Origin of the sequence: Mycobacterium sp. 852013-51886_SCH5428379 (genome assembly GCF_001665575.1) — a bacterium.
Classification (GTDB): domain Bacteria; phylum Actinomycetota; class Actinomycetes; order Mycobacteriales; family Mycobacteriaceae; genus Mycobacterium.
Genome location: NZ_LZSU01000017.1, coordinates 50,126 through 62,995, shown reverse-complemented (window position 1 = coordinate 62,995; position 12,870 = coordinate 50,126). Strand labels below are relative to the sequence as shown.

Sequence of the window (12,870 nt, the reverse complement as noted above, 5' to 3'; positions counted from 1 at the left end):
CTAGACCGCCGCGATCCCGAAGTGGCGCACCCGGCGCTGCACAGCCGCGATCTCCCGCAGTCCGTCGTTGAGCAGACTGCGGTTCAGCGGCGACAGTTCCGACATGGTGATGACGTCGCCGGGGGTGTGGCCCGCCACCATCTGCTCGGCCTGATGGGCCATCCGCAACCGTTGCAGCATCAAGAAGACGTCGCACAGCATCGTCGCGTCCGGCTCGCTGATCGCCTTCGCCGCTGCCGCCGCCGACAGGCGCGCCGGGGTGCTCGCCGACGTCACGCCCGCGGCCAGCCCGCCCCAGCGCGCCAGGTTGACGATCGGGGTGACGGCGTGGCTCTTCAGGTCGAACGTCCCACCGCGACGCGCCAGCACATCTCGCAGCGATCGGGTCCGCACCCGCCCCGACAGCGCGTCCAACAGCTGTAGCCGCAGGGCGTTCGGATACTCGTCGCGCATCCGGCGGTACGCGGCAGGCACCGTGTGCAATGCGGGATCGCCCCACACCACCCGGCCGTCGATCAGCAGTGACGACAGGATCAGGCCCCGGTCGCGGAGCGGATCATCGAGCCACTGCTGTGCTGCGGCAGACCATTCCGCGGCGGATCGGGAGAATCCGCGTGCCGATGCGACCGCCCCGTTGCGGTCCGAGACCAGTCCACAGCGGTCGAGGATCTCGTGGGTGCGGGCGGCGATCGCCCGCAACCGTCCCGCCTCGCCGGCGACCTGGGGGCGCCACGACAGCGCACTGTCGACGTCCGAGGACGGCATGGCCTCCCGGCGGGCGACGCTGCCGAGCGTCAGCCACGCCACGCCCTCCTGCGGCGGGTGCCCGGCTTCCGCGAGCGCCACCTGCAGCGCCCGGCGCACCAGGGTGTCGATGACGACAGAGAAGATCGCACTCGCAGCCGAGGCTTTGGTGCCGTTGCGGAACAGCTCGCCGGCCAGTGTTGTGACGCCGCGGCTCGCGCGCTGCAGTTCGTCGGCGTCGGACGCCGATCCGATGGCCCGGCGCAGCAGAAAGCTCTGGCGTGCGGACGCGGCGAGCAGGTCGCCGTCTTCGAGTACGCCGACGACCACGCCGCGCGCGTCGACCACCGGCATGTGCCGCAACCCCGCCTCGAGCATCTCCATGAGGACCGTCTCGCTGGTGAGGTCCGCGGTGACGGTGCGCACCGGTGCGCTCATCACCGCGGCCACCGACACGTCGACGGACGCACCCGCCGCTACCACCCGAGTGCGCAGATCGCGATCGGTGAAGATCCCGAATCGATTGTTGCGCAGCCGGATCAAGGCGTATGACACATGCCTCCCGGTCATTGCGATTACGGCGTCGCGCACCGAGGTATCCGGGTCGACGATCAACGGATCACCGCGAATCAGGTCGCCGACGACCCGGCCGTCGCTCTCGGGTGCGGTCAGCGTCGGCCGGTATCCGCTGGTCTCGGGAGCGGTCGCGGTCCACGCCGATGACGCGAGGAACGCCAGCCCCGCCGGCCGGGCGAATTGGTCCCGCACCCGGCTTGCCGGTAATCGGACCACTGAGCTCGGCACCGCGGCGTACGCCTCGAACTGCATACCGCCGCCGGTGAGCAGCGGTGTGTAGCCGAAGATCCCGCCTACCCCGACGGTGTCGAGCACCGCGCCGTCACCGCTGGCCTGCAGCGAGACCTGACCGTCGAGCACCATCCGGACGTCATCGGGCGCCCGCTGCGCGTAGTCCGCGATCTGCTGACCCGCGGCGAACCTCTCCACCGTCGCCTCCTGTGCCAGCCGCTCGAGTTCGTCCTCGGGCATCGACTGGAAAGGGGTGTGCTCGGCCAGGAAGGCGCGCAGATCCACGTCCGGTCAGCCCGCCCGGATCAGATCAGCGCACTTCTCCGCCATCGTCATGACGGTGATATTCGGGTTGACCGCAGGTAGTTTCGGCATCGCGGAGGCGTCGACGACCCGCAGCCGCGACACCCCCTTGACACGCAGCTGCGGGTCAAGGACCGCCATCGGGTCGTTCACGGCGCCCATCCGCGCCGTGGCCGCCGGGTGGTAGACGGTGTTGTGGCACTGGTGGATGTAGTCGAGCAGTTCGTCGTCAGTGGTGGCGTCCGGTCCCGGCGCGAGTTCGCGGGCCACCCACTGCGCCAACGGCTTCTGTTCGGCGATTCGGCGAGCCAACCGCACCCCGGCCAGCATGATCCGTTCGTCGTAACCGTCCGGGTCGGTGAAGTAGCGCGGATCAACCCGGGCGCGGTCCCGGAAGTCCCGAGTGCGCAGCCGTACTGTGCCCCTGCTGCGGCCCTGGGTCACGTTGGGCGTCAGGCAGAATCCGTTGTCGGTGGTGGGATAGCCGCGCCGCAGAGTGTTCATGTCGAACGGCACGCTGCCGTAGTGCATCATCAGATCCGGTTGGGCCACACCGTCGTCGACGGTCGCGAACAGCCCGATCTCCCACCACTGCGTGGAGGTGTCGACCATGGGCCGGGCGGCCTCCCAGAACACCAGTCCTTCGACGTGGTCGTCCAGGTTCGCGCCGACGCCGGGCGAGTCCACCCGTACCGGAATGCCCATCTCGCGCAGATGAGCCGTCGGGCCGATCCCGGACAGCATCAACAACTTCGGGGTGTCGATCGCGCCGGCGCACAGGATCACCTCGCGCCGCGCTGTCACGGTGTCGTATCCGGTCAGATCGGGCCGCTGATAGCGCACACCTGTCGCTTCATGCTGCTCGTCGAACAGGACCTCGGCGATCCAGCAGTCGGTACGGATCTCCAGGTTGCGACGGCTGTCGAGGATCGGGTGCAGGAACGACTTGGACGTCGAGTTGCGGATGCCGTCGTCGTCGGCGTTGATCTGGAACCAGCCGGCGCCGTTGCGCACCGTCTCGCCGCGGTTGAACTCAACGGTCGGCAGCCCGACCAGCGCTGCCGCCTCCAGAACCGCGACGCCGCAGGGATCGTTGGGCGGCACGTCGCGCAGTCCCACCGTCTCGATGAGTCGCCGGGTGAGGGGGAGGATCTCCGCGGCGCTCCAGCCCTCGGCGCCCATGGTGACCCATTCGTCGAGCGCCTCGGCCGGCGGGTGGAAGGCGATACACGAATTGTGCGAGGAGCAGCCGCCGAGCACCCTGGCCCGCGCGTGCCGCATGAACGAGTTGCCGCGTTCCTGCGGTTCCACCGGGTAATCCCAGTCGTAGCCCGAGTCCAGCAGGTGCATCCAGTCCGACAACACCAGGATCTTGTCGTCACCGACGTCGGAGGGACCCGCCTCGACCAGGCATACCGTGACGTCGGGATCCTCCGACAATCGCGCGGCCAGAACACATCCCGCAGTTCCGCCACCGGCGATGACGTAATCGAAGGCGTCAGCCATCAACCGACTCCGCGGCGTGGGACTTCAGACACCCGATGTGGTTGCGGCCCTTGACGAAATACCAGAGCAGACCGGCGCCGAGGATCACGCCGATGTAGATGAAGGCGCCCCACTCGTAGTACCACCCTTCGCCGTACACCACCGCGCGCGGCCACGCGAGGTTGAGGGCCATCCCGACCCCCCACACCACCGCGACGATGTTCACGGGCAGACCCCACCTGCCCATCGTGAAATAGCCGCCCTCCTTCAGATCTTTGGGCGGCCACTGTCCCTGCAACCGCTTCTTGAGCAGCGGACCGGTCACCATCAGGTAGGCCAGGTAGATCATGATGATCGCGATCGAGGTGAGCACCGTGAAGATCTTCGGCTGACCGATGTTGATGACGAGGATGATCACCGAGATGACACCGATCGTGACGGCGGGGATGATCGGCGTCTGCGTCTTGGGATGGACGGTGGCCAGCCGTTCGCCGAACGGCAGCGCGTTGTCGCGCGCCATCGCGAACGTCAGCCGGATAGCCGCGGTGTGCACCGCCAGCGTGCACACCGTCACCGCGATGACGATGCAGGCCAGGAAGATCTTGCCCAGCGGTCCCCACATGACCTGCTCGACGATGTACTGCAGACCGCCGGAGCTCTCGCCCAACTGCGGATCCTCCAGGTTCGGGGCCGCCAGCACCGCGAACACCAGGATGCCGCCGCCGATCACGAACGACGCGAGAATCGCCCGCGCGATCGCCTTGGGCGCGGTGCGCCGCGGCTCCACCGTCTCCTCACCGAGCGAACTGGCGGTGTCGAATCCGTACATCACGTAACCCGACGCCAGCGACGCGATCAGGAACACGCCGAGGTATCCCATGCTCTCGCCGGCGCCATAACCGTTGGTGGAGAAGAAGACCTCGGGACTGTTCTGCAGGTTGACCGCCAGCAGCACGACGATGAGAACAGCGGCGATGAGTTCGATGAACACGCCGCTGCTGTTGATCATCGCCATGAGCCGCACGCCGAGTGCGTTCACCAGGGTGGTGAACGCGATCAGGATCGTGCCGAGCAGAACGGCATTGGCGGCATAGGAGGCGTTGTCGCTGCCGTCGCCGATGATCTGGAAGCCGCTCCACAGCCGCGGAAGGTTCAGTTGATAGGCCAGCGCCACCGCGGAGATCGTGACGATCGAGGCGGTCAGCATCAGCCAGCCCGATACCCAGCCGACGAGTCTGCTGGCCAGCTTCTTGCTCCAGTTGTAAACCGAGCCCGCGACCGGGTATTTCGCGGCGAGTTCCATGAAGCACAGCGCGACCGCCATCTGGCCGACGAAGACGATCGGCCACGACCACAGGTACGCCGGGCCCGCGGTGCCGAAGCCGAAGTAGAACAGCTGGAAGGTGCCGGTGAGGATCGAGATGTAGCTGACCCCGGCGGCGAAGCTGGCGAACTTGCCGATGCTGCGGTCGAGCGACTCGCGGTAACCGAAGTCCTCCATCCCGCTGTCGGCATGCGCGTCCTTGATGACCATGACGTGTCTCCTAGCCTTTGAACCAGCCCGCCGGCCGCGTCGCCGTGTTGTGCCAGATGTGTTTGAGTTCCTGGTATTCGGCGAGCCCAGCCGGACCGAGCTCACGTCCGTTGCCCGACTTCCCGTAGCCGCCCCACTCCGCGGCGGCGGTGTAGTAGCCGAAGTCGTTGAGCCACACCGTGCCGTGCCGCAGAGCGCGTACGACCCGTTCGCCCCGGGCGGCGTCGGAGGTCCGGACGCCCGCCGCGAGACCGTAGTGCGTGTCGTTGCCGAGCATGATCGCCTCGGCCTCCTCGGTGAACCGTTCGACGGTCAGGATGGGGCCGAAGGTCTCCTCGGTGACGATGCGCATCGACCGGTCGCACCCGTCGAAGATCGTGGGCAGGTAGAAGCTGCCTGTCGCCAACGCCGGATCATCGGGCCGCCGGCCCCCACACACCAGCGTGGCCCCTTCGGAAAGACCCAGCGCGACATAGTCTTCGACCTTGGCGCGGTGCTGTTCGGAGACCAGCGGCCCGGTCTCGCTGGTGGGGTCGAGGCCGTCGCCGACACGGATGCGCGCCGCGCGGTCGGCGAGTGCGGCGACGAAGTCGTCGGCGATGGACTCCTCGATGATCAGCCGGGTGCCGGCCGAACACACCTGACCGGAGTGCAGGAACACACCGGTCAGGACGTGGTCGACCGATGCGTCGAAATCGGCGTCGTTGGTCACGGCGTCGGCGAACACGATGTGCGGGTTCTTCCCGCCCAGTTCGAGCGCGACCTTGGTGACGTGCTTGGCAGCGGTCTCGGCGATGACGCGGCCGGTGGCCACACCTCCGGTGAACGAGATGAGGTCGACGTCCGCTGTGTCGGTCAGAGCGGGTCCGAGGCGGGCTCCGCTGCCCTGCACCAGGTTCACCACGCCGGCGGGACTGCCGGCCTCTTCGAGCAGCCGGGTGAACGCGATCGTCGACAGTGGGGTGACCTCGCTGGGTTTCATGACCAGCGTGCACCCGGCAGCGAGCGCGGGCGCGACCTTCCAGGACATCTGCAACAGCGGATAGTTCCACGGTGCGATGAGCACGCAGACGCCGATCGGTTCGCGGACCACCCGGCTGATCACCTCGGGATCGCCGACGTCGACGACGCGGTCGGCCTGCACGGCCGCCAGTCGCGCGTAGTACCGGAACACCGAGATGACGTCGTCGATGTCGATCCGGCTCTCGGCGAGGGTCTTTCCGGTGTCGCGGGTCTCCAGCAGGGATAGTGCTTCCTTGTCCCGGGCCAGCAGGTCGGCGACCCGGTCAAGCAGTGCGCAGCGTTCGGCGACCGGGGTGGCCGGCCACGCGCCGTGGTCGAACGCGGAGCGGGCGGCGGCGATCGCTGCGGTGGCGTCGTCGGGGTGGGCCTCGTCGACGGTGGCGGCGATGCTTCCGTCGGCCGGGTTGACGATGTCCCGTCGGCCGCCGTCGCACGCCGACTGCCACGACCCCCCGATCAGGAGGTCCGGTTCACCGTCCATGGGTCTAGCCCCTTGCGCTGCCGTCCGACGTGCCGAGACGGGACACTACCCATTGATGGAACTCCGCGAGGTGGTGTTCGGCAGGTACGAGCACACCGCCGTGCCGGTAGGCGCGCGACGACATCGCCGGCTGGGTGCGTTCGCACGCCTCGAAGTCCTGCTGGTTCACCCGGTGGAACAGCTCGACCGAGTGGGAGACGTCGCGGCCCGTCGTCACCACGTCCGGGGCATAGAGCCAGTCGCATTCGACCACGGTGCGGTCGGCGGCCAGGGGATACATCCGGTGGAAGATGATGTGGTCGGGCACCAGGTTCACGAAGACGCTGGGCCGCACGGTGATCGCGTAGTAGCGGCGGTCCTGCTCGGGTGAGATGCCGGGCAGCCGGTCGAATCCCTCCGAACCGTCGATGGTGAACCCATCGATCTCCGAACCGAACTCGGCTCCCTGGCCGTCGCTGGCCTGCGCGGCCACACCGCGGGCGAACTCGGGCAGCACGTCGACGAGTTCGGGGTGAATGGAGCTGCAGTGGTAGCACTCCATGAAGTTCTCGACGATCAATTTCCAGTTGGCCGCGACGTCGTAGACGATCCGCCGGCCCACCTCCAGACCGCCGATCCCGTAGCGGTCGATGGCCTCAGCGTCTCCCAGGGTTCTCGTCACGTCGGCGACGACGTCGTCGAACGGGGGCGGTGTGTCCGACAGGCACACCCAGGCGTATCCGAGCCATTCGGTGAGCGCCACCGGCACCATGCCGTACTTGTAGCGGTCGATCCCCGCGCCGGTCTCGTCGGTGAGGGTGCCGATGTTCGGGGCGGCCATCAGCTTGCCGTCCAGTGCGTAGTTCCAGGAGTGGTACGGACAGCGGATGCTGCGCTTGACCTGGCCCTCGGACTCGGTGCACAGCTGTGCGCCGCGATGCCGACAGACATTGAGGAACGCCCGTAGTACGCCGTCCCGCGCGCGCAGGATCAGGATGCTCTCACGGCCCACCTGAACCTTCTTGAACTTGCCGGGCAACGCCAGGTCCGCCGAGTGGGCCGCGCAGAACCACATGTTCTCGAAGATGCGCTCCTGCTCGGCGGCGAACACTGCCGGACTGGTGTAGTACTCGCCGCTGAGGGTGGCCAGCAGCGCCGACGTCGGATTGACTGCCAGTTCGGTCATGAGGTCACCAGCCTGCGGGGGTCGAACAGCGCGATCGGATGTGCGGTGGTGCCGGTGCTGGCCAGGTCGGCGAGGATCTCCCCTACCACCGGTACGAATTTGAAGCCGTGGCCGGAGAATCCGCACGCCACGGTCACATTGGCCGCGTCGGGATGGCGCGCGATGACAAAATGCTGATCGGGGGTGTTCGAGTACATGCAGGTCGCCGAATGCAGCAGCGGCCCGTCCAGCGCCGGCAGCAGGCGCACGATCTCCCGGCGCATCTCGTCGACCTCTTCGTCGTACACGGTGCGGTCGATCGTCTCGGGGGTGCACTCGACACCGTTACGGAAGAAGGCCACCTTGACACCACCGCCCGGACCGTCGATGGCGGGAAATCCGTAGACCTGCGCGCCGGCCGCGTCCTCGGAGATGAAGATCGGGTGCTGCTCGAACGGCGTCGTGCCGCCGACAGGATCGAACCAGTACAGCACCTGCCGTTCGACGGTGATCGGAATCCCGAACTGCGCCAGTAGGTTCGGCGCCCAAGCGCCGGGGCAGATCACCACCTGACCGGCCCGGTAGGTGCCTGCCGCGGTCGTCACCGCGACACCGTGCGGCGTCTCGGCCCAGCCCGTCACCTCCTCACCGAAGCGCAGATCGGCCCCGGCCTGCGCGGCGAGATCCAGGTGCGCCTGCACGGTCGTCTCCGGCCGGGCGAAACCGGCTTTCGCCTCGTACAGCGCCACATCACCCGGGTTCGGGGTCAACGTCGGGAACCGCGAGGCGATCTCGGCCGCGTCGAGCATCTTGTGCGGCAGCCCCCATTCCCGGCTCGCCCGCAGGCTGCCGGCGACCGTCAGACAGTCCGGGGCGCCGAGGAACAGACCGCCGGTCATCCGGTACACCTCGCGGCCCGAATCCGCGGCCAACTTGTCCCAGAGTTCGTAGGCGCGCAGCAGCAGCGGCACGTATGCCGGGTCCTCGAAGTAGGACTGCCGGATGATGCGGGAACCGCCGTGGCTCGAACCGCGATCGTGGGCCGGGGTGAACTTCTCCAGCCCGATGACCCGTTGCCCGCGGGCGGCCAGATGGTAGGCGGCGGCGCTGCCCATCCCGCCCAGGCCGATCACGATGACGTCCGCGTGCGACGTGTGGGCCATGGCTATCTCCGGATTCGCAGCATGTCGGGGTCGACCACCGGCTCGTCGCAGACGGTGGCGCAGAGGTGGTCTCCGCGGTAGTCGACCGTCACCGCGGCGCCGGTGCCGACGCCTGCGGGCAGCCACGCGTAGGCGATGGTGCGCCCGATCGTGGCCGAGTATCCGGCGCTGGTCACGTATCCGGCGCAGGCACCGGCCAGGTACACCGGCTCCTTACCGAGAACGACCGCATCCGCTGTGTCGAAGACGATGCTGCGCAACGACTTCGGTGACGCAGCGGCCCGCTCGAGGGCGGCCCGGCCGATGAAGTCGCCCTTGTCCATCCGGACGGCGAACCCCAGCCCGGCGGCGTCGGGCCGGTGCTCGGTCGTCATATCGGTGCCCCAGCTGCGGTAGCCCTTCTCGATGCGCAGGCTGTTGAAGGCGACGCGGCCCGCCGCGATCACACCGTGGTTCTGGCCCGCCTCGAAGAGTAGATCCCACAGCGCGGCGCCGTATTCCGCGCCGGCGTAGATCTCCCAGCCCAGTTCGCCGACGTAGGACACCCGCATCATCGTCACGGGGATGGCGCCGAGATGGGTGCTCACGGCGCGGAAGTAGCGGAACGCGCTGTGGGACAGATCGTCGCGGCACAGCGGCGCCACCATGTCCCGCGCGCTCGGGCCCCATACGCCGACACAGCAGGTGGCTCCGGTGATGTCGCGCAGTGTCACGTCGTCGGGCCGGTGCCGTTCCAGCCAGTCGAAGTCGCGCGGCGAGTTGGCGCCCACCTGGAAGATGGTCGGACCGAGTCGGGCGACGGTCAGATCGCTGCGGATACCGCCTGCCTCGTCGAGCATCAGGGTGTAGGTGACCGACCCGACGCTCTTGTCGACGTTGTTGGTGGTCATCCGTTGCAGGAACGCCGCGGCGCCGGGACCAGCGACCTCGTACCGGGTCAGCGGTGTCATGTCGTACATCGCCACCCGGTCGCGGGTCGCCTTCGCCTCCGCGATCGAGATGGGCGACCAGAACCGCGCGGCCCAGTCGTCGCGCGGCGGGATCTCCAGGCCGTCGAGCAATCCGGCGTTGGCCCCGAACCAGGCCGGTCGCTCCCATCCCCCACCCTCGTAGAAGTGAGCGCCGAGATCGCGGTGCCGGTCGTGGAACGGGCTGGTCCGCAGGCCGCGCAACGCCTCCCGGTACTGATGGGGGTGGACGATGTCGTACACCTCGACGAACGCCTGCGAACTGGTCTGCAGGACGAACTCAGGGCTGCGGGCCACGTCCTCGAAACGGTAGAGGTCGCATTCGCTGACATCGAGCGACGGGGTGCCCTCGACGATCCACTCGGCCGTCGCTTTCGCCACACCCGCCGAGTGGGTCACCCACACCGCCTCTGCCACCCAGAAGCCGGCCAGGTCGCGGTGTTCGCCCATGATGGAGAAGCCGTCCGGGGTGAACGAGAAGATGCCGTTGAACGCCTCTTCGACCTTCGAATCATTCAGCGTGGGAAGCAATTCGACGGCATCGCGCCACGCGGGGCTGAAGTCGTCGTCGGTGAACGGCAACATCGAGGGCATGGCCTCGTCGGCGGTGTCGGCCATCAGGGTGGACATGTCGACCGGCATGGGCCGGTGCGCGTACGAACCGATGCCGATGCGGTCGACGTGTTCGCGGAAATACAGATCGGCGTCCTGGTGGCGCAGGATCGGGAGACCCGCCTCGCTGAGTTCGGTGTTGCGGCCGACCAGCGCCGGGATCTGACCGGTGCGGGCGTACTGATGCGCCATCGGCACCAGCGGGACCACCAACCCGACCTGCTCGGCGAGTTGGGCGCCCCAGAATCCCGCAGCGCACACCACGATGTCCGCCTCGATGTCCCCGGACGACGTGCGCACGCCGGTGACCCGACCGGCGTGGTCGGTCACCCCCAGCACCTCGGTGTGCGGGCGGAATGTCGCGCCACGGGCGATCGCGCGGCGGGCCTGGGCCTCGGCCGCGCGCACCGCTTTGGCCAGCCCGTCGCCGGGGGTGTGAAAGCCCCCGAGGATGCGGTCGCGGTCGAGAAGCGGGTGCAGCGCGACGCATTCGTCGGCGGTGACGAGCCGGCCATCGATCCCCCATGCCTGCGCCCACCCGGCCTTGCGGTGCAGATCCGCCCATCGTTCGGCGGTGGTGGCCACCTCGAGGCCACCGACCGGATTGAACGCCCACCCGTCCGGATGGTCCAGCGCGCGGAACTTCTCGACGGTGTAGCGCGCGAACGCGGTCATGGTCTTCGAAGGGTTGGTCTGGAAAACCAGTCCTGGCGCGTGCGAGGTCGAGCCGCCGGTGGCGAACAGGGGGCCGCGGTCGACGACCGTGAGATCGGTGACCCCTCTGGCCGTCAACTCGTCGGCCAGTGAGGTGCCGACGATTCCGGCACCGATCACGACGACTTTGGGCATGGCACGACCTCTTCCGAGGACTGGACTGTGGTGTTGCGCGATACGCAACGCAATGTTTAATACGCAACACAGATCATTCACCTCATCGGCCACCTCCGCAAGGTGGACACGCGAAAAGCCGCCGACCGTCAGGCGGTCGGCGGCTTTCGGTGGACGTGTGCCGGGAAGGCTATTCGGCCGGTTCGCCGGCCTCCGCGGCGCGCTGCGGCAGCAGCGGTTCCAGCGCCGAGCCGGTGATCCGACGGAAGGCCCGGCGCGGCCGGTTGGCGTCGAGGATGGCGACCTCCAACGTCGACGGATCCAGGACCTTGGCGTCGGCGCCGTTGCCGCTGCCGACCTCGAGTGCCTCGACCGCGATGCGCACCGCATCGCCGAGCTCGGCGTTCTCGGCGAAGGACTCGTTGAGCTTGGCGATGATCGGTTCGGTGGTGCCGCCCATGACCACGAAATGCGGCTCGTCGGCGATCGATCCGTCGTACGTGATGCGGTACAGCTCAGGGGCTTTCGTCTCCCCAAAGTGGGCGACCTCGGCCACGCACAGCTCGACCTCGTACGGTTTGGCCTGCTCGGTGAAGATGGTGCCGAGCGTCTGCGCGTAGACGTTGGCCAACTGCCTGCCGGTGACGTCGCGGCGCGAGTACGCATAGCCCTGGGTGTCGGCGAACCGGATACCGCCGCTACGCAGGTTGTTGAACTCGTTGAACCGGCCGACGGCCGCGAAGCCCACCCGGTCGTAGAGTTCGCTGACCTTCTGCAGCGAACGCGACGGGTTCTCCGCGACGAAGACCACGCCGTCGGCGTAGGCCAGCGCCACCACGCTGCGGCCGCGCGCGATGCCCTTGCGCGCGAGTTCGGAACGCTCGCGCATCGCCTGTTCGGGCGAGATGAAGTACGGGAAGCTCACGAAGTGCCTGCCTACTCGGCGTCGGGGCCGAACGTATCGGCGCGCGAACGACTTTGGATGATTTCGCGGGCGAGTCCGGCAATCCGCTCCTCGCCGACCTCCTCGGCGCCGTCCGCGCTGAGGATGACTGCCGTCGGGAAGATCCCGCGCACGAGATCCGGTCCGCCCGTGGCGGAGTCGTCGTCCGCGGCGTCGTAGAGCGCCTCGATCGCCACCCGCAGTGCCGACTCGGCGTCGACCACGCGGCTGTAGAGCTTCTTCATCGACGACTTCGCGAAGATCGACCCCGAGCCCACCGACTGGTAGCCCTCTTCTTCGAGATTGTGGCCGCCGGCCGCGTCGAAGGACACGATGCGTCCCGCCGCTTCGGGATTCGGATCGTCGAGGTCGTAGCCGGCCAGCAGCGGGAGCGCCACGAAGCCCTGCAGCGCCGCGCCCAGGTTTCCGCGCACCATAGTGGCGAGCCGGTTCACCTTGCCCGGAAACGTCAGCGCCACTCCCTCGAGCTTCTCGTAGTGCTCGAGTTCGACGGCGTAGAGCCGCGCGAATTCAACGGCGATCGCCGCGGTACCCGCGATGCCCGTCGCCGTGTAGTCGTCGGTGATGTACACCTTCTGCACATCCCGGCTCGCGATCATGTGCCCCTGGGTCGCGCGCCGGTCACCGGCCATCACCACCCCGCCGGGGAACTTCAGCGCGACGATCGTGGTGCCGTGCGGCACCGCATCGGTGACGCCGGCACGGGCGTCAGGGCTGCCGAAGGGCAACAGGTGCGGCGCCTGGTGACGCAGCATGTCGGAAAACGACGACAGGTTCCCAGGGAACGCGGATGTCACCGAAGAAGCTCCGGGAG

General features: G+C 68.0%; 9 protein-coding genes. All 9 read right to left on the bottom strand.

Translation table 11 applies throughout. From position 1 onward, the window contains the following. Positions 1-1,791: a putative nucleotidyltransferase substrate binding domain-containing protein gene (locus A5757_RS05665; protein ID WP_066830359.1), complete on the bottom strand. Its 1,791-nt coding sequence runs from the start codon at positions 1,789-1,791 to the stop codon at positions 1-3. Between the two features lie 51 nt (positions 1,792-1,842). Next, the gene (locus A5757_RS05660; RefSeq protein ID WP_066829915.1) at positions 1,843-3,360 is read right to left on the bottom strand and encodes a GMC family oxidoreductase; all 1,518 of its coding nucleotides are present in this window, start codon (positions 3,358-3,360) and stop codon (positions 1,843-1,845) included. Beyond that, complete coding sequence (locus tag A5757_RS05655; RefSeq protein ID WP_066829912.1) at positions 3,353-4,873, bottom strand: APC family permease; 1,521 nt, start codon at positions 4,871-4,873, stop codon at positions 3,353-3,355. The genes A5757_RS05660 and A5757_RS05655 overlap by 8 nt, the downstream gene beginning before the upstream one ends. Before the next feature lie 10 nt (positions 4,874-4,883). Beyond that, entirely contained in the window at positions 4,884-6,377 is a 1,494-nt protein-coding gene (locus A5757_RS05650; RefSeq protein WP_066829909.1) for an aldehyde dehydrogenase family protein, read from the bottom strand. Between the two features lie 4 nt (positions 6,378-6,381). Beyond that, positions 6,382-7,542: an aromatic ring-hydroxylating dioxygenase subunit alpha gene (locus A5757_RS05645; RefSeq protein ID WP_066829906.1), complete on the bottom strand. Its 1,161-nt coding sequence runs from the start codon at positions 7,540-7,542 to the stop codon at positions 6,382-6,384. Beyond that, the gene (gene solA / locus A5757_RS05640) at positions 7,539-8,684 is read right to left on the bottom strand and encodes an N-methyl-L-tryptophan oxidase (protein WP_066829903.1); all 1,146 of its coding nucleotides are present in this window, start codon (positions 8,682-8,684) and stop codon (positions 7,539-7,541) included. Before solA ends, A5757_RS05645 begins: the two co-directional genes overlap by 4 nt. 2 nt (positions 8,685-8,686) lie before the next feature. Then, positions 8,687-11,113 (bottom strand): FAD-dependent oxidoreductase, encoded by a 2,427-nt coding sequence (locus tag A5757_RS05635; RefSeq protein WP_066829899.1) that lies wholly within the window; start codon positions 11,111-11,113, stop codon positions 8,687-8,689. Positions 11,114-11,282: 169 nt separating this feature from the next. Further along, positions 11,283-12,017, bottom strand: coding sequence for a proteasome subunit alpha (prcA, locus tag A5757_RS05630; RefSeq protein ID WP_066829896.1), 735 nt, complete (start codon positions 12,015-12,017; stop codon positions 11,283-11,285). An 11-nt stretch (positions 12,018-12,028) separates the two neighbouring features. Then, the gene (gene prcB, locus A5757_RS05625) at positions 12,029-12,811 is read right to left on the bottom strand and encodes a proteasome subunit beta (protein ID WP_231983904.1); all 783 of its coding nucleotides are present in this window, start codon (positions 12,809-12,811) and stop codon (positions 12,029-12,031) included. Positions 12,812-12,870 lie beyond the last annotated feature (59 nt).

Bases quoted from the DNA above. Each gene is read 5' to 3' on its own strand.
- A5757_RS05665 (WP_066830359.1), bottom strand. From the start codon at position 1,791: ATGCCCGAGGACGAACTCGAGCGGCTGGCACAGGAGGCGACGGTGGAG.
- A5757_RS05660 (WP_066829915.1), bottom strand. From the start codon at position 3,360: ATGGCTGACGCCTTCGATTACGTCATCGCCGGTGGCGGAACTGCGGGA.
- A5757_RS05655 (WP_066829912.1), bottom strand. From the start codon at position 4,873: ATGGTCATCAAGGACGCGCATGCCGACAGCGGGATGGAGGACTTCGGT.
- A5757_RS05650 (WP_066829909.1), bottom strand. From the start codon at position 6,377: ATGGACGGTGAACCGGACCTCCTGATCGGGGGGTCGTGGCAGTCGGCG.
- A5757_RS05645 (WP_066829906.1), bottom strand. From the start codon at position 7,542: ATGACCGAACTGGCAGTCAATCCGACGTCGGCGCTGCTGGCCACCCTC.
- solA (WP_066829903.1), bottom strand. From the start codon at position 8,684: ATGGCCCACACGTCGCACGCGGACGTCATCGTGATCGGCCTGGGCGGG.
- A5757_RS05635 (WP_066829899.1), bottom strand. From the start codon at position 11,113: ATGCCCAAAGTCGTCGTGATCGGTGCCGGAATCGTCGGCACCTCACTG.
- prcB (WP_231983904.1), bottom strand. From the start codon at position 12,811: ATGCTGCGTCACCAGGCGCCGCACCTGTTGCCCTTCGGCAGCCCTGAC.